This is a genomic window from Acinetobacter lwoffii (assembly GCF_024129115.1).
GTDB lineage: Bacteria > Pseudomonadota > Gammaproteobacteria > Pseudomonadales > Moraxellaceae > Acinetobacter > Acinetobacter lwoffii_T.
In genome coordinates, this window is the sequence record NZ_JAMXXO010000019.1 from 22409 (window position 1) to 42812 (window position 20404).

At 43.7% G+C, this 20404-nt stretch carries 19 protein-coding genes, 4 tRNA genes and 1 pseudogene; 13 read left to right on the plus strand and 11 right to left on the minus strand.

From position 1 onward, the window contains the following. Nucleotides 1-7 precede the first annotated feature (7 nt). The 5 genes from NI470_RS12690 to rnr all read right to left on the minus strand — a co-directional run bounded on the left by NI470_RS12690 (nt 8) and on the right by rnr (nt 6605). On the minus strand, nt 8-889 hold the full coding sequence (locus NI470_RS12690) for a DMT family transporter (RefSeq protein WP_253148542.1): 882 nt from the start codon (nt 887-889) through the stop codon (nt 8-10). A 55-nt stretch (nt 890-944) separates the two neighbouring features. Next, nucleotides 945-1379, minus strand: a complete 435-nt coding sequence (locus tag NI470_RS12695; protein WP_174894197.1) for a restriction endonuclease subunit S domain-containing protein — start codon at nt 1377-1379, stop codon at nt 945-947. A 17-nt stretch (nt 1380-1396) separates the two neighbouring features. Then, complete coding sequence (locus tag NI470_RS12700) at nt 1397-1606, minus strand: YheV family putative zinc ribbon protein (RefSeq protein ID WP_171054337.1); 210 nt, start codon at nt 1604-1606, stop codon at nt 1397-1399. A gap of 40 nt (nt 1607-1646) precedes the next feature. Beyond that, nucleotides 1647-3701 carry a M3 family metallopeptidase gene (locus tag NI470_RS12705; protein ID WP_174894711.1) on the minus strand — a complete coding sequence of 685 codons (2055 nt, stop codon included), beginning with the start codon at nt 3699-3701 and terminating at the stop codon, nt 1647-1649. A gap of 456 nt (nt 3702-4157) precedes the next feature. Further along, a complete protein-coding gene (gene rnr / locus NI470_RS12710; protein ID WP_253148544.1) occupies nt 4158-6605 on the minus strand; it encodes a ribonuclease R in 2448 nt (815 codons plus the stop codon). Between the two features lie 263 nt (nt 6606-6868). Between rnr and NI470_RS12715 the strand changes: the two genes are divergently transcribed. The 5 genes from NI470_RS12715 (at nt 6869) to NI470_RS12735 (ending at nt 8264) form a co-directional block, all read left to right on the plus strand. Further along, nucleotides 6869-6958 (plus strand) — tRNA-Ser (locus tag NI470_RS12715). A gap of 16 nt (nt 6959-6974) precedes the next feature. Then, a tRNA-Arg gene (locus NI470_RS12720) sits at nt 6975-7051 on the plus strand. Between the two features lie 48 nt (nt 7052-7099). Continuing rightward, a tRNA-Arg gene (locus NI470_RS12725) sits at nt 7100-7176 on the plus strand. A 118-nt stretch (nt 7177-7294) separates the two neighbouring features. Then, nucleotides 7295-7900: a dihydrofolate reductase family protein gene (locus NI470_RS12730; protein WP_253148546.1), complete on the plus strand. Its 606-nt coding sequence runs from the start codon at nt 7295-7297 to the stop codon at nt 7898-7900. 287 nt (nt 7901-8187) lie between these two features. Further along, a tRNA-Arg gene (locus tag NI470_RS12735) sits at nt 8188-8264 on the plus strand. 105 nt (nt 8265-8369) lie between these two features. Here NI470_RS12735 and NI470_RS12740 read toward each other — a convergent pair. Beyond that, a complete protein-coding gene (locus tag NI470_RS12740; protein ID WP_253148548.1) occupies nt 8370-9668 on the minus strand; it encodes an SRPBCC family protein in 1299 nt (432 codons plus the stop codon). A 158-nt stretch (nt 9669-9826) separates the two neighbouring features. Here NI470_RS12740 and NI470_RS12745 point away from each other — a divergent pair, with 158 nt between their 5' ends. Beyond that, nucleotides 9827-10324, plus strand: coding sequence for a YcxB family protein (locus NI470_RS12745; protein ID WP_004645081.1), 498 nt, complete (start codon nt 9827-9829; stop codon nt 10322-10324). Between the two features lie 37 nt (nt 10325-10361). Then, nucleotides 10362-11003 (plus strand): fumarylacetoacetate hydrolase family protein, encoded by a 642-nt coding sequence (locus NI470_RS12750; RefSeq protein ID WP_253148549.1) that lies wholly within the window; start codon nt 10362-10364, stop codon nt 11001-11003. Between the two features lie 52 nt (nt 11004-11055). Here the strand turns inward: NI470_RS12750 and NI470_RS12755 are convergent, their stop codons facing one another. Further along, nucleotides 11056-11877: an AraC family transcriptional regulator gene (locus NI470_RS12755; protein ID WP_253148551.1), complete on the minus strand. Its 822-nt coding sequence runs from the start codon at nt 11875-11877 to the stop codon at nt 11056-11058. A gap of 104 nt (nt 11878-11981) precedes the next feature. Here NI470_RS12755 and NI470_RS12760 point away from each other — a divergent pair, with 104 nt between their 5' ends. Both NI470_RS12760 and yddG read left to right on the plus strand, forming a co-directional pair. Continuing rightward, nucleotides 11982-12920: a DMT family transporter gene (locus tag NI470_RS12760; protein ID WP_253148553.1), complete on the plus strand. Its 939-nt coding sequence runs from the start codon at nt 11982-11984 to the stop codon at nt 12918-12920. Next, nucleotides 12917-13799, plus strand: a pseudogene (gene yddG, locus NI470_RS12765) (aromatic amino acid DMT transporter YddG). The gene NI470_RS12760 and the pseudogene yddG overlap by 4 nt, the downstream one beginning before the upstream one ends. Before the next feature lie 29 nt (nt 13800-13828). Here yddG and NI470_RS12770 read toward each other — a convergent pair. Continuing rightward, nucleotides 13829-15076 carry a YihY family inner membrane protein gene (locus tag NI470_RS12770; RefSeq protein ID WP_004645086.1) on the minus strand — a complete coding sequence of 416 codons (1248 nt, stop codon included), beginning with the start codon at nt 15074-15076 and terminating at the stop codon, nt 13829-13831. Between the two features lie 113 nt (nt 15077-15189). Between NI470_RS12770 and wrbA the strand changes: the two genes are divergently transcribed. After that, complete coding sequence (wrbA, locus tag NI470_RS12775) at nt 15190-15786, plus strand: NAD(P)H:quinone oxidoreductase (protein ID WP_253148585.1); 597 nt, start codon at nt 15190-15192, stop codon at nt 15784-15786. 47 nt (nt 15787-15833) lie between these two features. Here wrbA and NI470_RS12780 read toward each other — a convergent pair whose 3' ends face one another. The 3 genes from NI470_RS12780 to NI470_RS12790 all read right to left on the minus strand — a co-directional run bounded on the left by NI470_RS12780 (nt 15834) and on the right by NI470_RS12790 (nt 17710). Then, on the minus strand, nt 15834-16214 hold the full coding sequence (locus tag NI470_RS12780; RefSeq protein ID WP_253148587.1) for a hypothetical protein: 381 nt from the start codon (nt 16212-16214) through the stop codon (nt 15834-15836). A gap of 682 nt (nt 16215-16896) precedes the next feature. Then, the gene (locus tag NI470_RS12785; protein ID WP_071850806.1) at nt 16897-17367 is read right to left on the minus strand and encodes an IS5/IS1182 family transposase; all 471 of its coding nucleotides are present in this window, start codon (nt 17365-17367) and stop codon (nt 16897-16899) included. Next, entirely contained in the window at nt 17315-17710 is a 396-nt protein-coding gene (locus tag NI470_RS12790) for a transposase family protein (RefSeq protein ID WP_071850805.1), read from the minus strand. Before NI470_RS12790 ends, NI470_RS12785 begins: the two co-directional genes overlap by 53 nt. Nucleotides 17711-17983: 273 nt before the next feature. Between NI470_RS12790 and NI470_RS12795 the strand changes: the two genes are divergently transcribed. From NI470_RS12795 to NI470_RS12805, 3 genes are all read left to right on the plus strand, one after another. Further along, a complete protein-coding gene (locus tag NI470_RS12795) occupies nt 17984-18361 on the plus strand; it encodes a hypothetical protein (protein ID WP_005108624.1) in 378 nt (125 codons plus the stop codon). Then, entirely contained in the window at nt 18355-19560 is a 1206-nt protein-coding gene (locus NI470_RS12800) for a CsgG/HfaB family protein (RefSeq protein ID WP_253148555.1), read from the plus strand. Before NI470_RS12795 ends, NI470_RS12800 begins: the two co-directional genes overlap by 7 nt. Nucleotides 19561-19644: 84 nt before the next feature. Beyond that, nucleotides 19645-20319: a hypothetical protein gene (locus NI470_RS12805; protein WP_253138818.1), complete on the plus strand. Its 675-nt coding sequence runs from the start codon at nt 19645-19647 to the stop codon at nt 20317-20319. The last annotated feature ends 85 nt before the right edge of the window (nt 20320-20404 follow it).

Consider the following 20404-nt stretch of genomic DNA (forward strand, 5'->3'; position numbering starts at 1 on the left):
TCTTTGATCAGATATTAGATGAATTCAGGCGCTTGTGCAGGATCGGACTACACAGCAGAATCGCACAGAAAATCAGCCCCAGCCCGATCAGGCTATATAGATCCGGAACTTCCTGCCAGAACAGAAAGCCCCACATGCCGGCAAAGAAAATCGCCACATAGTTGACTGGCCCAATTTGTCCTGCCGGAGCCAGCTTATAGGCATTGGACATAAACAGTTGGCTGAAATTGGCCAGGATGCCGGCAATAATCAGATAGCTGAGTTCTGTCAGGGTATAAGGTCGCCATAGCCAGAACATCGGAATCACGGAAATCAGGGTGCCAATAAAACAGAAGTAAAACACGATTTTTTCCGGAGAATCGGTTTTGGTCAGCGCCCGAACCGTGACAAACGCCATCGCCGCCAGAAAACTTGCACCCAAACCAATGACCGACATCAGGTTAATTAGACCCGAATCCAGTTTGGCAACACAGAGTACGCCGACGAAACCAATCAGAGCCGCGACTGACATGCTTGTGGTGATTTTTTCCTTGAGAAATAGCCAGGCAATCAAAGGAATAAAAATCGGAGAAGAGTAGGTGAATACCATGGCATTGGAGAGTTTTAAATGCGCGATGGCATAGAAAAAGCCGTACATGGCAGTCAGGCCGACCACTGCGCGCCAGGTGTGCATCCACAGTTTTTCAGTTTTGAAAAAACCAATGCCTTTATTGAAAATGAAGGGCAGGAAGATAAACAGCCCGACAAAATTGCGAAAGAAGACCACGGTGGCGTTATCAACCGTTGCTGAGGCATAACGGATACACACGCCCATGACTGAAAAGAGAAAAGCAGAGCAGGTCAGTAACAGAATGGCTTTAAGCAGATGCGGAGCGGCTGGGGGAGACATGGAAACAACTGAGCTAGAAGATCTGACGATATTCTAGCTGAAATGCTGTCGAGATTTACTGGCTTTGAGCAAATTGTGCTTCAAGTAACTTGATCTGTTCCTCTTTCAGTTGGATCAACTGGTCGGCATCGCTATGCTGCGCATCCAGTGTGGCTTTTTGTTCATTGAGCTGAACTTGGATATCATCTAATTTAGCCACTTCTTCTTTGGCCAAACTGGCATTCTCCGGCACTGGTGCATCTAACAGCTGATCTGATACCAGTGCTTTAGCTTCGATCGCCTCAGCTGCTTTCGCTGCCGCCGTATCTTCTTCAGTTTTCGCCGCAGGTTTTGCTGCCGGAACAGCCGCGATATCTTCCTGATGCATGCGTTCCGCTTCACCGGAAGAGGCATTCAACCACTGATATAGCAATACCAATGCAACGACAGTAACTAAAGCCCCCATAATCCCCATTAAAAGTTTGGGGTTATTTCTTTGTTCTACTGACATAGCTTGAACCTTGATTTTTATTTTACTGAACGAGGTTTAAACTGAATCACGCCAACTTCATCTGGAACAGCTGGTGTTTCTGGTTGGTCAACATGTGTGGGACGATTTTCTTCATAACCACATTCAATACATTCGATCCATTCATCTTCACCAGAGGTCAGCATGACAACGCGATCTAACGCCTGACATTTTGGACATTTTGCGCCTGCAATGAAACGACGTTTAATGGTCATCATACTCACCTTGTGATCAACTTAAAAAGCTAGTTTAAGCGTTTTTAGAGGGGTTCGTCCAACCTTGATGACGCAGCAATGCATCTATTTTTGGCTCGCGTCCGCGGAAATTGATAAATGCGTCAAGTGCTGTGTCTTTTCCGCCAACTGCGAGGATATTTTCCCGAAACTGCTTTCCGGTAGTGGTATTAAAAATACCTTCATCTTCAAAGCGGTCGAAGGCATCACTGGCCAAAACTTCGGCCCATTTATAGGAATAATATCCCGCTGCATAACCACCGGCAAAAATATGACTGAAGCTGTGCTGGAAACGGTTATAGTCGGTGGTCGGTAGAACCGCATATTTTTCACGGATCTCATTCAAAGTAGCCTGAACCTGTGCTGCATTTAAAGCCGGATTGGCTCGGTGAATACTCAGGTCAAACAGGGCAAATTCAAGCTGACGCAGGGTTTGCATGCCAGACTGGAAGAAACGTGCATCCAGCAGGGCTTTCAGCAGTTCAGCCGGCAAAGATTCTTGGGTTTCTATGTGCTCGCTGAGCAGATCCAGACTTTCCTGATCCCAAGCCCAGAATTCCATAAATTGGCTTGGCAGCTCGACCGCATCCCACGCCACGCCATGGGTACCTGCCACGGCAATATTGTCTACTTCTGTCAGCATATGATGCAGGCCATGACCAAATTCATGGAACAAGGTGATGACTTCATCATGGGTCAGCAGTGCAGGGCGATTGCCGACAGGTGGAGTAAAGTTACCGACCATATAGCAAATCGGTTTTTGCAGGCCATCACTGGTCTGCATACGGGAACGGAAACCGCTCATCCAGGCACCGCCACGTTTGCCCTGGCGTGCATACAGGTCAAAATAGAAACCGCCAATCACCTGACCCTGATCTTCCAGTTCAAAATAACGTGCATCCGGATGCCATACAGGCGCTTCACGTTCAATCACCTGAATGCCATACAGACGATTCACAATACTGAACAGACCTTGCAGGATTTTCGGTGCAGGAAAGTAAGGTTTCAGCGCTTCCTGTGACAGGTTAAATTGCTGCATTTTCAGCTTTTCAGAATAATAGCCGCTGTCCCAAGGTTGCAGATCACGGATGCCATCTTCAGCAGCAATCGCTTTCAGTTCAGCAATTTCTTGCTCTGCCGGTGCGCGGGCATGTTCTGCCAGTTCATGCAAGAATTCATCTACTGCCTCTACACTTGGTGCCATTTTGCTGGCTAAGGACAATTCCGAATAATTATTAAAGCCCAGCAGTTTTGCCATTTCCAGACGCAGACTGAGAATTTCTTCGATCAATGCAGTATTGTCAAACTCGCTCTGTTCAGCCTGATCTGACGCACGCGTGGTGTAAGCTTTATAGAGTTCTTCACGCAGAGGACGATTTTCTGAATGGGTCATGATCGCCAGATAAGACGGGAAATCCAGCGTAGCCACCGGTTGATCCAGTTCACGTTGCTGACCATATTGTTTTAACAGCTCAATATTACTGGTAGATAGACCCGCTAACTCCTCTTCATTTAGCGGTCTGAAATAGGCCTGAGTCGCATCCAGTACATGGTTGGAGAAGTCGGATGATAATTGGGACAGACGAGCCGAAATTTCCGCATAACGTTTTTTCGCTTCACCCTCTAATGCCACCCCAGACAGTTTGAAATCACGTAAGGCCAGTTTAATGGCGCTTCGCTGCGCTGCCGGCAGTTCATTATAAATCGACGCATCATAAATATGCTGATAGGTCTGATAGAGCGCCGTATGTTGACCCAGTTGCGTATAGTATTCGCTAAGACCCGGTAAGAGTGCTTGATAGACATCACGGGTTTCCGCATTGTTCATCACGGCATTTAAATGTGACAGGATGCCCCAAGACTCACTCATATTGTTTTCAAGTGTGTCGACATGTTCAAGAGTAGCCAGCTGCTCCTGTACTGAAGTAGGTGTTTCGGTAAGTTCATTCAGGAACTTTTGCCCTTCAGCGATACAGCTTTCAATTTTTTGTTTTAGCTCAGCCAGCGTAATCTGATCAAATTGCGGAACAGGCAAAGTTGCCTTTTCTAAAGTCATGTCGGTCTGCCAAATTAATTTTCAGTGTTAGTTCTAGAAGTAAGGCTTCTTGATCGAGAAATCAAGCTTGACCGGTGATTTATTCTGAAGCAGGAGGTATCGAGATTTATTCAATCTCGTTCACAATGATGTCCAAGCTACTTTTACTAATGTTGAGTTATAGTTCAACTGATTGGTGTCGCTCGCTGAAACTCCGAAACAGATAGTTTAAGAATAGGCAGAATTCCATAGTCTGTTTCAAAGAAATAGGAAATATGTCTTTGCAGATCTTTGAATTTCACTGCTTGAGTGTAGATCAAAATAGGAGGCAGTTTTCCTGTCAGTTTTGTTTAGAAATAGGGAAGGTACCTGATCAGACTGATCTAAGTTGATGATTCGATGCGGTAAGTATTTTTACTCTAATCGTATTTATTCTGGATAAGGTTTAAAAGAAAAAAGAGCGCCGTAGCGCTCTTTTTAAACCATCAAAAATTATTCAGTCTTGGCTTTTGCATTCGACTTTTTCTTTTTGACCTTGGCCTTTTTCTTTACTTTATCTTTAACCTTTGCTTCAGACTTTCCTGCAGATGGTTTAGCAGACTTTTTACTGTAAGAGCTGGGTTTTCCTTTTCCTTTTTTGCGTCGTATGGGTTGTTCTCCATCGGCGCTCAAGTTGGATTTAGATTCACGTTCATTATTGCCAAACACTTCTTCTGTCGCTGCTGGACGTGATACTGGTTTTTTCTCACTCACGCGCGGTGCACGGGCACGAACTGCACGGCCGGCATGACTGAGTTGTTGCACCAGTTCAAAATCGATCTTACGTTCTTCCAGATTGACACCGGCAACCTTGATTTTGACTTCATCACCCAGACCAAAGACCTGACCACGGTTCTGGCCGATCAGATTCTGGCTGCTTTGATCAAAGACAAAGAAGTCATCACCTAGCTGGCTGACATGCACCATACCATCGACATACAGATCTTTTAACGTGACAAACAGGCCAAATTCTGCCGTTGCACTAATAATGCCGACAAATTCTTCGCCCAGATGCTGCTGCATATAATGACATTTCAACCAGGTCGTCACCGAGCGCGACGCTTCATCTGCACGACGTTCTGTGGCAGAGAAATGGTCACCAGCTTCATCTAAAGCACCGCCTGAAAGCGGAGATGGCTTGTTATTTAAATGTGCTTTGATTGCACGATGCAATAACAAATCCGGATAACGGCGAATTGGTGAAGTGAAATGTGTATAGGCTTCATAAGCCAGACCATAATGGCCTGCATTACTCGCACCATAGTAAGCCTGCATCATAGAGCGTAATAACACGGCATGAATACTTGGTGCATCAATCCGTTCTTTGGTCGCTTCAATCACCGCCTGATAATCTTTCTGAGTCGGCTGTTCCGGGAAATTCAAACCCAGCAGCTTGACGAAGTCACGGACTTTCTGGATACGTGAGAACTCAGGTGGCTCATGCACGCGGTACAACATTGGCATTTCATTTTTCAATGCATATTCTGCGGCTGCGACGTTGGCCAACAACATACATTCTTCAATCAGCTTATGTGCATCATTACGGCTACGCGGCAAAATTTCTTTAATTCCGCCTAGTTCGTCGAAAGTCATGTAAGTTTCAACGGTTTCAAATTCCATGGCATGACGTTCAGCACGTAAACCTTTAAGAACTTGATAAAGCTGGAACAGAGTGTTGATCGACTTGCGAACTTCACGGTCTTCGGTAATCGCCTGGCTGTCGCCTTCCAGATACTGTGCGACCTGATCATAGGTCAAACGTGCCTTGGAATGCATGACAGACGGATAGAACTCAAAACCGGTGACTCGGCCAGCACGTGACAGTTTTAAATCACAGACCATACATAGGCGGTCAACGTTCGGATTTAACGAACACAGGCCATTCGACAATGCTTCAGGCAGCATCGGTAAAACGAAGTGCGGGAAGTAGACTGACGTCCCGCGTTCCTGCGCTTCATCATCTAGCGGTTTGCCTGGACGTACATAATGGCTGACATCGGCAATGGCCACGACCACACGATAGCCACCACCCGGACGTTTTTCGGCATAAACCGCATCATCGAAGTCACGTGCATCTTCACCATCAATGGTGACCAAGGCTAAATCACGTAGATCCACACGACCTTCACGGTCTTTGGCCGTTGGCTCTTTAAAGCTTTCGGCTTCTTTAACCACTTCTTCCGGGAATTCATACGGCAAACCATATTCTAAAATGGTTTGTGGAATGATGATTTCAGTATCGGCCTTGTCCGCCATGGACTGCACAATATGTCCGGTCGCGAATTCTTCACGGGTCGGATAGGTATCAATCGCCACACGAATCGAATCACCCAGATTGACTTGGGCATGTTCAATCAGTTCTTTTTCAAGGGTGATTGGCTGATGCGCATTCGGGTTGGCCGGCTGGATAAAGTATTCACCATCATACTCTGACACTTTACCAATGATCTGTTTGACACGATGCTGCACAACTTCAGTAATATAGCCCCAGACCTTACCTTTACGGTCTACCGAAGTCTGACGCACTTTAACGCGGTCACCATTAAAGACCAGGCGCAGTTCACGCTCAGCCAATAATAGGTCGTCCTGGCCGGAAATGTTGGCAGTTCCCATCCCTCGGGAATTGATATAAACCGTCGCTTCGGATTCAGGTTGCTCGACGGCAATCTGAAACTTGTAGCCGTCTTTCATCAGTTGCCCGTCACGCACCATCGCAATTAAACGATGGCTCAGGGCATCAATACTTTTTTGATCTGCAATTTCAAAATGTTCGACCAGGTCTGCATGGGACTGGGCATTGTTCTTTTCGATGGTTTCTAAAATGAGCGTGCGGCTAGGGATAGGGTTGTCATAACGTTCGGCTTCAGCTTTTGCTTCAGGATCGACCCAGTTTTTCATCATGTCTTTAAATTTATCTTAGGAGATAGGTTTAGCATAAAACATGTATGCGCAGACTGCACGTAAATGATTGCAATAATCCATTTAAGTTTTCAATTTTCTGTTAATTTTCGATAACTGGAAATTTATGCAGTTTTTTTACTATCAAAATGCACGAAAAATCGTGGAATTGCTTAAAAAGTATTTAAACGAGCAAAAATATGCACTTTTTTTTGATGCTGCGCTTGCAGTGCCATGCCGAAATTTGTATTATGGCCGCACGTTACGGTGAGATGGGTGAGTGGCTGAAACCACGTCCCTGCTAAGGACGCATACGGGTAACTGTATCGAGGGTTCGAATCCCTCTCTCACCGCCACGCTTACTTATGTCGCGCGCTCATAGCTCAGCTGGATAGAGCACTTGGCTACGAACTAAGGGGTCGGGAGTTCGAATCTCTCTGAGCGCACCAAGTAAGTTAAGCAGAAAAACGTATTGCCAACCTAGGCACACAAGTTACGCGCTCATAGCTCAGCTGGATAGAGCACTTGGCTACGAACTAAGGGGTCGGGAGTTCGAATCTCTCTGAGCGCACCAACTTGAACAATTAACCGCACATGTTGCGGTTTTTTTGTGCCTAAAATTTACAGAAATACCAGACATCACGTGCTAAAAATAAGTCTCAGGCGAGTGAATAAAAATAAAGGCAGTCGTGATGAGAAAAATCATTGTCCAAGAATTTTTGACCCTAGATGGCGTGATGCAGGCGCCCGGCGGCCCCAAAGAAGATATATCTGGTAGTTTTCAATATGGTGGCTGGGTGGCGCCGTATTTTAACGCGGAACCTGATCCGGCATTTGATGCCATCATGCAAACATGGATGCAGCCCTCCGATATTCTTTTGGAGAAAAATACTTTTCAGATTTTTGAATCTTACTGGCCCACACATACTAAAGACTGGCCGGGAATTAATGATGTCAATAAATATGTTCTTTCTACCAGTCTGGAACATTCCGACTGGCAAAATACCCTTTTTTTGAAAAGCATTGATGAGATCATCAAGCTTAAAGCATCAGGAGAGGGGGGTATTCGAGTTTATGGCAGTGCTGCAGTGGTACAGTCGCTTTTCAAATATGAGCTTGTGGATGAACTTCGTCTGCTGACTTTTCCAATCATTCTGGGTATTGGCAAACGCCTGTTTAGTCATGAATCAATACCCGCTGCTTTTCAATTGATAGATCACCTGGCCAGCTCAAATGGTATTGTGTTTACGCATTATCAAAGGGCAGGAGCAGTAAAGACTGGAACAATAGGCGAGTGATAAAGCGTACAAGGGTGACGATTGTTTTATATTCGAATTCTATTCTGGCTGGATACCTGGTTGAGAATACTTAAGGTTGACCCATTGCGTAGTGCTGGAATTTTTTGGAAAATCCGGCTTCTTGGTTGAATTAATTAAGTGCTTTTAGCTCTAAATCCGTAGAAGTTTTCAGCAGAAAACTATAAATTTTGATACATCGTTTAATTACTGTACATTCAGTTGTGATTTTATTAAAAAACACTTAACAAGACTGAAAAAGCTCGTATAATGCACCCCATCAAGACGTCGCGTTCATAGCTCAGCTGGATAGAGCACTTGGCTACGAACTAAGGGGTCGGGAGTTCGAATCTCTCTGAGCGCACCAATCTTGATAAGAATTCTGAAAAAACCGCACGTTGATGCGGTTTTTTTACGTCTGTGATTTTTAACTATTTTTCATATAAAAAACCAATAACTCTCTGCTTCCTGCTCATCTTAATTTCTGCTGCACTTTCAGTGCATAAACGGTATTGCCACCTACCGCAGGTAAAACATCGTAATAGGGTATGCTGCGCATGGCTCTTAATAAGAACGGCGCCTGATCGTGAATCTTCATGCTGCTGGTAATTTGAAATAAGGTACCCTGTGACTGCGGCAATAAGCGCATGCCACCTTTCACAAACTTTAAGTCACCGCCATTGGCATTGAACTGGTTTTGCAAGGAATCAGGCTGGTAAAAACGCATTTTGAAGTTAAATGGAATCTGAATCACCCCTAAACCGACCGACACCTTATAGTTGGCATCTATATTCTGGGTATTGACCGGATTCAGTTCGACCTTCTTGATTTGCCGGGGGAAAAGTTGCTGCGTCGCTTCAGCAGCCAACCATGGCCGCAATTTTTTGACCGGATGCGCAAAATATTGATAGGTGCTGCTAAATCTTAAATTTTCTGAGACTTTTCCTTCTTTAATCTGATAGTTCGGCAAAATGAAACTGACCGGTTGACCAGACTTTTGGCTGATCTGGGCAATTTTTTGTAGCTGTTGAGGGTTGAATCTAAGTTGCGGAATCGGAGTTGCTAGTGCTGCTGTATGCTCGATTTTAAAGCGTTGTTGTAGTGCTTCCAGCAGAAATGCATTGGTACTCGGCGGAATGCCGAGTTTGGCTTCAGGTAGCGCATTCAGGATTTTACTGAATAAAAAGCCTTTGGGCTGGTTCAGGTCGCCCCATTGGGTGACAGTCACCAGCGTTCTATGCGGACCCAGTGCAAACCACTCCAGTTTTCCTGCACCATAGAGAATTGGCGCATCAATAATTAAGGTGCTGATGCTGTTTTCGCCCAGATGATGCTGCATCACTACGGTTTCTTTAAAGTTCAAGACTGGAATCGGGGTCGGGATATGAACCTGATATTTAACCTGCTGAATCGAACCCTGCTGCTCCAGCACTTTGGCCGACTTTAAGGTCGGAAACAGGCCGACATAATTCGGATAATGGCGCAGCAATTTTTCAACTTGAGCTTCAGCCACAGGCAATACCACAGCCGCACTATAAAACTGTGTCTTGCTGGCTGCATTACTGTTTAAGGTAGGAAGCTGGGTTTTACTGGTTGGATGCGCATAAATCAGAATCCGCTCGCCGGTTAACTCTGCCAGTTGCTGGGCATTGCCCTGATAAGCACTCAGACTGCTCGGCAGTTCGGCATTCCAAGGAATAATCTTGGCCAGTGCTGGAGCAGAAGCTGCCAAACAAACACCGATGAGCATGCATTGCTTTAATTGTTTCATTCAACATCCTGTTGCGTATTTTTTGTTTTAATTGCTGTTTATTTAAAACCAAATGCACGTATTTCCAAAGCAAAGTTATGTAATTGATGCGACAGGCCATAAGCGCTATGGATATTTTGGTATAGTATTGGGCAAGATTTTATTTTTGATGTGATGCTATGACTGAGTCAGCACCGACTTTATCGACCCGTTATTTTCTGACTTTAGAAGAATCTCAGGATGGTTTTGCCCTGGCGACGTTTGGTAAAAAGCAGATTTCACGTTTTCTGACGCCTCTGGTCAGTATCGGGATCATCATCTGGGGTTTCTCGATGGGTTTTGATGGCGTCGGACGTTATTACGTGGCTTTGGGCGCATTCTTTCTGCTCCTGCAAGGTATTATGCGTTACTGGTTCCTGCCGATGATGTTTAAACGTCAGTTTGTTAAATATCAGTTTGGTAAAAGCGAACAGGGTATTGATTTGTATCAGGACTATGCGGAAATTTTTAATAATGATCGTAGTAAGTTGGTGCCATATAGCGAAGTGCAGAATTTTGCTGTCGGTAAACTCACTTATATGCTGGAATTAAAAAACCGTACCGTGGTTATTGTGCCGAAGCGTGCATTTAAGGACGGCACTGAACAGAGTATGTTCGAGCATACATTTAAAAAATAATTCAGATATCTATAAAAGGAAAAGGGAAGTTTTGATCATGAGCACACGTCCATCCAAAATCGTTTGCGTGGGTCGCAGTTATGCCGATCATGCCAAAGAACTCGGCAATGCGATCCCTGATCGTCCGGTATTGTTTATCAAGCCACCGAGTGCCTTAAGTTCGCTCGAAGCAGGCATTGAATGGAATCCGGAATGGGGCAATTGTCATTATGAATGTGAACTCAGCTTGCGTATTGACCGGAGTTTAAGCAAAGAAAGCGATCCTCTGAAAGCACTTGAAGCTGTGGGTGCGGTGACTTTAGGTCTGGACTTAACTTTGCGTGATTTACAGGATGATCTCAAGAAAAAAGGCCAGCCTTGGGAACGTGCCAAAGCCTTTGATGGTTCTTGTCTGTTGTCGGACTGGGTGCCTGTCGCCGATGTAGTCACTGACTGGAAAGATGTGCATTACACACTTGAAGTCAATGATGAGCTGCGTCAAAAAGGTAATACCGCTTTATTGATTTTTGATATTGCGACCTTGCTGGCTGACATCAGTCAGGTCTTTACTTTGGAAGAAGGGGATGTGGTGATGACCGGTACCCCGGCAGGCGTTGCGGCATTGCATTCAGGCGATCAACTGAAAATGACCCTCAAAGGGCAGTCTCAGGATTATGTCTGGACGACTTTTGTGAAATAACCAAGATTTTGAATCAAAGGAGCCTATTGGCTCCTTTTTCATATGCATAATTTTAATCATTAACAGTATAACGCTTGCGAAACTGATCTGGGGTGCTTCCCATCCAGCGTTTAAACATGCTGATAAATGCTGAGGCATTGGCATAGCCCAGATCAAAGGCAATGCTCTCGACACTATGCGCTGCATTTAATAAAGACATGGCCTGCATCACTTTCAGGCGTTGCCGCCATTCATGCAGTGACATTCCCAGTTCTTTCTGGCTGTATCGGGCTAGCGTCCGCTCGGTTAAATTGACGCGTTCTGCCAGTTGCTGCAGCGAGCTTTGATCTGCCGGATGCTGATGTAAATAATCTAAAATCTGTTTCAGCAGTACATGTTCTGAATGCGGTAGATAACTGCTGACCAGTTGGGCTTGCTGGAGCTGATCGAGCAGTACCTGTAGCAGAAGTTGATATTCAGCTGAATCCTCGAATGCTGGATGGTCTTGCTGATGTAGTTGTTTCAGGTGGGTAAATAAAGCAGTGACCAAGGGGGCGCTGAGCAGGATGCCCGGTTGAGTGGGCAGTTGGCTACAAAGTGATTCATGCACATACAGAGTGCCATGAGAAACTGCGGTACGGTTCAGACCACGATGCTCTAAATTCGGTGGGAGCCAGATGCCGTGAGGTGAAGGCGTCACATAATTTATATGATTAATATTCACTTCCATCACTCCATGAAAAGCATAGACAAATTCTCCCCAGGCATGGCCATGTAGCGGATAAATAGATTGCGCAGGATCCTCCCTGAAGCTGATCCACAGAGGTGCTTTAATCAGATCATGGGTCGGAAGTTGCTTGAGCGAAGCTGAATCTGCTTGGATTTTTTTATGCATCACCGAAATTGCCTGAATAACACCATCATTTGTCTGTTTTGAAGTATATCTTTTATTTCTGACACTTTTATAGTGTACCTTCCAAATGAGCAACAGGACCGTATGTGAGCCAGCGTCAGGCATTAGATGCCAAAGCATCTGCCATCATGTTTGTATTGTGTATGTTGTGGGGTTTACAACAGGTGGTACTGAAGTGGGCCGCGAATGATATTTCAGCCCTGATGCAAATTGCCTTGCGTTCAGCCTTGTCTGCGCTGATGGTTTATCCCTTGATTCAGCAAAGCGTACGCCGTCAACTGTGGAATGCACGCTATTTACCTGCAGGATTGCTGGTCGGTGTGTTGTTTGCAACCGAATTCTATCTGATTGGTGAGGCACTGCGTTATACCTCAGCCTCGCATACGATTGTTTTACTCTATACCGCGCCGATTTTTGTGGCTTTGGGTTTACACTGGAAATTGCCGGCAGAGCGTTTGTCAGCTGTGCAATGGGGCGGAATATTTCTTGCCTTTAGCGGAATTGTAGTCAGCTTTCTGTTACGTCCACAGACAGAATCAACTTTACAAACTGATGCCTTGTGGGGAGATTTTCTGGCTTTGCTTGGCGGCGTATTCTGGGCAGCCACCACAGTCAGTGTACGTCTGAGCCGGCTGGCTGAAGCACCTGCAACCCAGACTTTGTTCTATCAATTATTGATAGGTGGAATGCTGTTATTGCCTCTGGCTGTTCTGACTGGACAAGCAGCCATTCAATGGACGATGTTGTCTATTTCCAGTCTGGTTTTTCATACCGTACTGATTTCCTTTGCCAGTTATCTGATCTGGTTCTGGATGTTGAAACATTATCTGGCATCACGGCTGGGGGTATTTTCCTTTTTGACCCCTGTATTCGGCATGCTGTTCGGCGTACTGATTCTGGATGAACACATCGAAATCAATTTTATTATCGGCACCTGTATGGTGATGTTGGGCGTGATTCTGGTGAGTTTACAGGGATGGCTGAAAAAACCGAATATCAATAAAACTATTCAAGAGCAAGTATGAAAAACTGGTCTGTAAATTTAGCGACCTGGATTGGCCTGTCTTCCATTCTGATCTGGGCCAGTCTGGTCGCTGTAGTGAAACTGATTACTGAATCCACCAGTGCAGGGGATTGCTTTAATTTATAGTTTTAGCAGTCTGGCGATTTTGGCATTCACGGGTTTCCCAAAAATCAAGCAAATGTCCAAGCGTTATCTGCTCGGTTGTGGCGCTTTATTTGTGGCTTATGAGATTCTATTTCTGGTTGCTGTGGCATGGTCGGATAATCGTGAACAAGTGATGCTGATAGCCATGATTAATTATCTTTGGCCACCCTTGATGATTGTTTTTTCGATTTTTGCCCGGCAGTTACAGGCTCGCCTCTGGGTGATTCCCGGCTTTCTGCTCGCCGTAATGGGACTGATGCTGGTGGTCAATCCAGAAATCACTAATCTGCCGAAGTTTATGCAGGCTTTAGCTGAAAATCCTTGGGCCTATGGCTTTGCCTTTCTCGGCGCTTTGTTATGGCCTTGCTATTGCGTTCTGACCAGAACCTACGGCCGTGGACAAAATGGTGTACCGATTTTCTTTTTGGTCGCTGTAATCAGCTTATGGCTCTTACATTTAGGATTAAATGAACCTTTTATCATGCCCACATTCAAGCTATGGCTGGGAATTGCAGTGGTGGGAAGTCTGATTGGTATCGCCTATAGCAACTGGAATCAGAGTATGCAATTCGGCAATATCAAGGTGCTGATTTTAGCTACCTATTTTATACCGATTCTTTCTTCAGTCATGTGCATGCTAATTCTGGATGTCAGACCCGAACTCAGTTTCTGGATCGGGACTGCCTTGGTAAGCGTGGGTGCGATTGTTTGTTGGAAATCTACCGCTATCAGTTAAAAAAAATCCTCTCAAGCGAGAGGATTTTTTTATTTATGTCGGAACAGTTCGGACAATGGAAAATTGAGTTTTTCTTCCAGATATTGGTCGGTTTCCTGTAATCTAGGTGAGAAATTTTGCATCCAGATATCATCAGTCTGGGCATTGGTGAGATGGTTTTTGCGTGGCAGTGGATAGGGCAATTGCAGATAAAAATTCCAGAAGCTGACCTGATCCAGATCACGAACCAGCACATATTCATTCTCATCGGTGCGTTTGATCAGATTCTGCTTTTCAAACATGGCGACATAGCTCGGCCAGCGGCCAATTTCATCCCGGCCCAGCACTTCAAGCGCTTGTGCTTCACTGATGCTTTCACCGGTTTTCTGTTTTTTATAAAAGAGTTCTAACAGATCCAGCAGCATGACGATCGGATGACGTTTATTGTCCTGCCCAGATTCAAACGCCGTCAGGGCATAACTGATTTCAACCCCCAATAATACAATGATCCACGACAGATAAATCCAGAGCAGGAAAATCGGTACGGCAGCGAATGCGCCATAGACAATTTCATAACTGGTGAAGTTTGACATGATATAGCCGAACAGGTTTTTCAACAGCTCAAACACTACGGCACTAAACAGACCGGCAATAAAGGCAGATTTAAGCGGTACACTACGATTCGGGATGGTCCAGTTCAAAATGAAAAATCCGAGTACAGTCAAAGAAAATGAAATAGCCCAGAGAACAAAGGCACCATCCAGCTCATAACCGGCAAAGTTATTGCTGAGAATACTCATGGATGCCACGGTCGAAGAAATCACAAACGCACTGCCCAGTAAAATCGGCCCTAGCGAAATGATGGTCCAGTAACGCATAAAGCCCATAATCCCGCCTCGCGTTTCAGTCACACGCCAAATGCGGTTAAACACCGTTTCGATACTGCTGAGCATCAATACTGTCGTCACAAACAAGAACAGAATACCAATGATGGTGAGATTGCTGGATTTATCGGTAAAGGCATTCAAGGCTTTATCAAAGGCAATGGTGGTTTTGGGCAAAAAATTACTATAGATGAGCTGCTGTAATTGCTGCCGCGCAGGTTCCAGTGCTTTAATGGAAGAGATAATTACCAGAAAAACCGTCAGCATCGGCACCACCGCAAACAAGGTAGTGTAGGTTAGGGAACCTGCCTGTTCGCGACAGCGGTCTGCTTCAAAACGTCGCAGTACAAATAAAACAAATTGAAACCAGTGTTTTTCATAGAAAGGTAATTTCTTTAAATACTTAACGATCATCTGCATCCAATCTCAATTTTTTTAATCATCATGAATTTTCATCATCAGCTTAACCAAAAAACTTGCAAAGTATCGTATAGTTTTATTTTTTTAAGTAATGAATAAGAATCATGATGCAACCTTATGTCCTTGTTTTATATTACAGCAAATATGGCTCAACCAAAGAAATGGCGCATCTGATTGCCAATGGAATTGAAGCGGCAGGCGTGGCAGTAAAAATCAGGACAGTTCCAAATATTTCCAGCATGGTAAAAGTCGCTGAACCGAGTATTCCGGCAGAAGGGGATATTTACTGTACTCTGGATGATCTGGCGCAGTGTGCCGGTTTGGCGCTTGGTTCACCGACCCGTTTTGGCAACATGGCCTCTGAAATGAAATATTTTTGGGATCAGACCACGAGTTTGTGGCTGAATGGAGCGCTACACGGTAAACCGGCTTGCGTGTTTACGGCATCAGGTTCCATGCATAGCGGACAGGAAAGTACTTTACTCACCATGCTGCCGCCATTGTTTCATCATGGCATGATGATCATGGGGCTTAGTAACGCAACACCTGCACTCTCGAATACCAAAACTGGTGGCACACCTTATGGTGCTAGTCATGTCAGCGGCCCACGGCATGATCAGGGCTTGAGTCCGGATGAAAAAATTCTGTGTGAAGTACAAGGCAAGCGTTTAGGTGAAGTGGTACTGAAACTCAATCGAGTCTGAAAAACACTCACAGGAAATGAAGGATGAACTTCATTTCCTGAATTTTATTAGGCTTCTTTTTGATCTTTTTGATCTTTTTGACTAAATCTGTATTTGCATTTCAGACATTGATAATCCTGAAACAGATTACGGTCGACAGAAACCCCGGCTTTTTTCCCCAGAAAATTACCGACCACACCGCCGGTAATTCCGACACTGATTGCACCGACAAAAGTGCCTACGGTTCCGCCGACAATCACACCTAAAGGTCCGGCTACTGTACCAATTGCAGCGCCAATCGATGCACCTGAAGCAGCGCCACCCACAGTCCCTGCAGTTGCACCCGCTGAACTCATGAGAATGCCGCCAATTTTCTTTAAATTCTGTTCATGATCGCGCTGTTCGATATCAGCTGAGCCACATTTAGGACATTGCATAGATTGTTCCATCAAGGATTGAGATGTGCTTGTTTTAGGTTTGTCGGGAATAGGATGTGTGCCCTGATCAGCACGTATTCATAACATACAACAACACACTAGATAAGTTTTGAATTCGCAAATCAGAAACATTGCATACTCACTTGATGATTCTAGTTGAGTTCACGCTAAAACATTGTATTTCAGCTGTAAATATATGCCTTCTTGGTTGATTAACGCAATTCTTAACCTGTCATTGAGGAAATGGCAAATCTCAAGATCATCAGAAATGTTCTTCTCTCATCAGTCTAAATATTGCGATCTTAGGTAGGCCATTTCTGGATTCGAAATGAAAAAGGAAGGGAAGTCGAAAAATATGTAAACGAGTTCTTATCAGGTCTATTCAAGTTTTCAGCCAAAATACATCTGAATATTGGCGTTTCTTTATAAGTCACCTTCATTGTAATTGATTAATTATATTTTAAATAAATCGTGACATTTATCCTTATTAAATAGAAGTTCTAATAAAATAAAAATTTACGACTTTTAAAATATAAAAAGTATAATAATTCTAATCTTTATTAGATAAATTTTTGATTATTGATAATATAAAAAATATATTATCTTAATCAAGTTTTTTGGATGAATTTTATATTCAAAAAAAATTTATATAATGATTTCTTACAAATCACAAATAATAGACCTCTTTCATAAATCATTTTTTACTCAGCTCCAAGTTATAAATTCCAGCAATTAGATTGAATCTCAAACCGAGTCTTTTAGCTCTATTGCGATAACGTTCCGCAAGGATCTTGAAAGTTTTTAGACTGCCAAATACATGCTCAATTGCTATTCTTCTTTTATTGATTTCCTGATTATAGATTTTTAGTTCAGGATCCAATTTACAGCGTCTTTTGGCTTTTAAGGGCAACAGGCTATTGGGATACAAAGTATAAATCCCCTGATAACCTTTATCCGCAAGAACAAAGGCTCCTGAAGGAATCTGGTTTAAATTGCGTTTGAACAACTCGAAATCATGCACTGCACCGCGACTGCTACATAAACTCAGAATTTGCTGAGTCTTGTAGTGAATCATGGCCTGTACTTTAAAGGTATGGGTCTTTTTCTTGCCGCTATAGCTTTTCTTCTGTTTTTTTGGGCCTTTGTATTGGAATTTCCGTGGCATCCACGATCACAACATTCCAGTCAATGCCTTCGCCCTCGGGTAAATCTTTCGGTAAATTAAAAAGATTGGACCGAATCAGGCAGTCTTCAACATGACGGACAATTCTTGAGGCTGTGGGCTCTGAAACCCCGTAACTCGTTGCAACGTGAAATAAGGTTCGGTATTCCCGCCAATAGCTCAGACAGAGCAGAACCTGGTCTTCCAGGCTTAACTTGGGCGGTCTGCCTTTGACAGGAACATGTTTCTTCAATTGCTCAACCATCAAATAGAAAGTTGACCATGAGATGCCCGTGTATCGCTTGAACTGAGGATCAGAAAGCTTGTTTGAATCGATGTATTTCATCCGCAGATTATGCACGAATGCCAAGAAATTAGGAGTGCAAATATTAACCAAAAAGAAGATCATTTTTTGATTTATGAAAGAGATCTAATAAACAAATATATATTAATTTAATAAAAACAATAATTTATATTTTTAAATAAAACAAAAAAAATAAGTGAATAGGGATAAGTTTTACATTTTATAATTTTATGTGATTTAATATTTTTCAGATAAATTTAATCTTACTTAAATGAAAAATTAAATAAATATCTTAAGTCAGAGGATATTAAGATTATGAGAATATTAGTTATCAATCTGGGTTTATTAGGTTTATGTTTTCTGAGTAACGCTTATGCCACCTCTGATGAGTGGACTCAGCGTTGGAAATCATCCAGTGCCCGTTCCAATGAGAATCTAGTTCAAGCCAATCTGATCGAACTTAAGGAGTCAGACTATTATTCCGGATTAGGTAAAACCACCGTTCATAGCACCTCAACTACTTCCATCGGGACGGTAAATACCCCGACCAACAATATCAATGTAGAGGGTACAGACAACAGTATCGATATTACGAGTGAGTTGCTGAATGAAGCACCAGTCAATTCAAATACCAACCAAAATCCTCAGCGCTGTCTTAATTTAAGTAACAGACCAGGAGAATCACAATGTTGAATTTCTCCTCGACAAGAAGACATATATCTTTCGTGAGTGCCACTGTCCTTTTCAGCTCTTTTTTAACAGGCTGCACGGGTTTAGCGCCCTCAAACAAGAAGCCAGTTAGCCTGGTACAAGGCCCCCCAATTACCGATATTTTTACCCCTTTTGATATGGCTTTATCCTGCCTAAAAGGACAATTACGTAGTGATGTGAGTTTCTCCGTGGGGGCAATTCTGGATCAAACCGGTAAGGATGTAGTTACCAATGGTGGTAGCGGAAAAATGGTGACCCAAGGTGCGGGAGATATGGTGCAATCTGCCTTGTTTCAGGCGGGGGTAAGCTTAATGAACCGGTGTGATCCCCGGATTATCGAAAGCGAAGCCAAGTGGGGCATTCGTGATCCAAGACAAATCCAGGCTTCTGATTATTATGTGACAGGCAGTATTAACAGTCTGGATTTTATTCCGGGTGGTGGTTTTGACATGCAGATCGCTGGTGTCGGTCCGAATTATAGTCAAACCCGGATTATGGTCGGTCTGGATTTATCTTTGACTGATACCCGCAGCAGTAAAGTCGTGGGCAATGTTTCATTGCAGAAGCAAATTGCTGCACAGGATTATGGCTTAAGTGCAGGCAGATTCGCTGGTCGTACACTCTTAAACATTCAGATTGGAAAAGGAGAACGAGAGGCAACTAACTTTGCCTTGCGCCAAATGTTGAATCTGGCCACTTTTGAATTGCTGAGTCAGGTCGTCCCGCCCGCCGTATTTGAAAGCTGTCGTGCGCAGATACCGCCAGAGTTCGGTCAATTGAACTTAACCCGAAGTTCTGTGGCACTGCATAAGTACAAGAAAAGCCAGCAACAAAATAGTACAGCTTCAAGTAGCGCTGTTCAGGAATCAGCATCACGCCAGGCAGACTCATCCAATGAAAAAAATAAGTCAACCAACTCCCCAAGCAAAGATACGAAACCACCTAAACAGAAAGAGTCCGAGGTGATTCAAAACCCTGAAGCAGAGCCTGAAATGAGTAAACAGGACTTGATTAAATATATAAGCAAGAAGCAGCGTCAACCTTCTTCAAATGAAAAGAATGAAGAAAAAGATACTCAAGAAAAGGCTGATAAAGAACAAGAAGATGAAAAAACCACAACGCTATGGGAGGCCAATCCTGAGGTGGTCGAAAATTACTGGTCTAGCACGCAGCGTGATTAAAAATATTTAAAAATGGGCTCGCTCCCATTATAAGAAGGAGTACTTAGCGAGAGGTACTTCAAAACAAAAGTAGGAAGAACAACGATGAAAAACACGATCAAAACAATCGCTTTATCCGTCGCCTTTCTGTCTAGCGCAGGTATGGCATACGCCCAAGATGGTGAAACACCTACTGATGTCACCGTAGATACAGGCTTACAAGCTACCCTGGATTCTATTTCTCAGCAGGTTGAAAATGGTTCTGCTTTGAATCTTGCAGTGAATACAGGTGATGTTGATGCAAGTGTCGATTTAGAAGCAATTGCAGAAGCTACAAGAGAAGCACCAGACGCCATTAGTTCAATTGAAGGTACAATTGAAACTACTGCGATTGGTGCCGCGAATACAGGTAGTATCAGTATTGAGCAGGGTAGCTACAATAAGGTGGTATCAGACATATCAGATGCAACGGATAACTACGACTACAGTGAAGTAACGAGTGCAACTAATAATTCTGAAACTCTAGAGGAGTTATCAGAGGTTGCGGATAGTTCAGATATCTCGGAAGTTGTGAGTTCGACACTAAGTACTGACTATAGTGAGGAAATCAATGAAACTTTAAGCAATTATAGTGTAGCGAATATTGCCTATAATGCGGGTGCTATTGATGCATCTGTCAGTGCTATTTCAGAAGGAACTCAAACTGCTATTAACAACAGCATCACAACTACCGCTATCGGTGCTGTGAATAGCGGTAGTATCACTGTGACTGTTAAATAAACTCTTTTTTCGAGGTGAACACAGGTCTAACTATTGGCAGATAGTTAGACCTCTTTATTTTATAATAACATCCACATAAATTGTT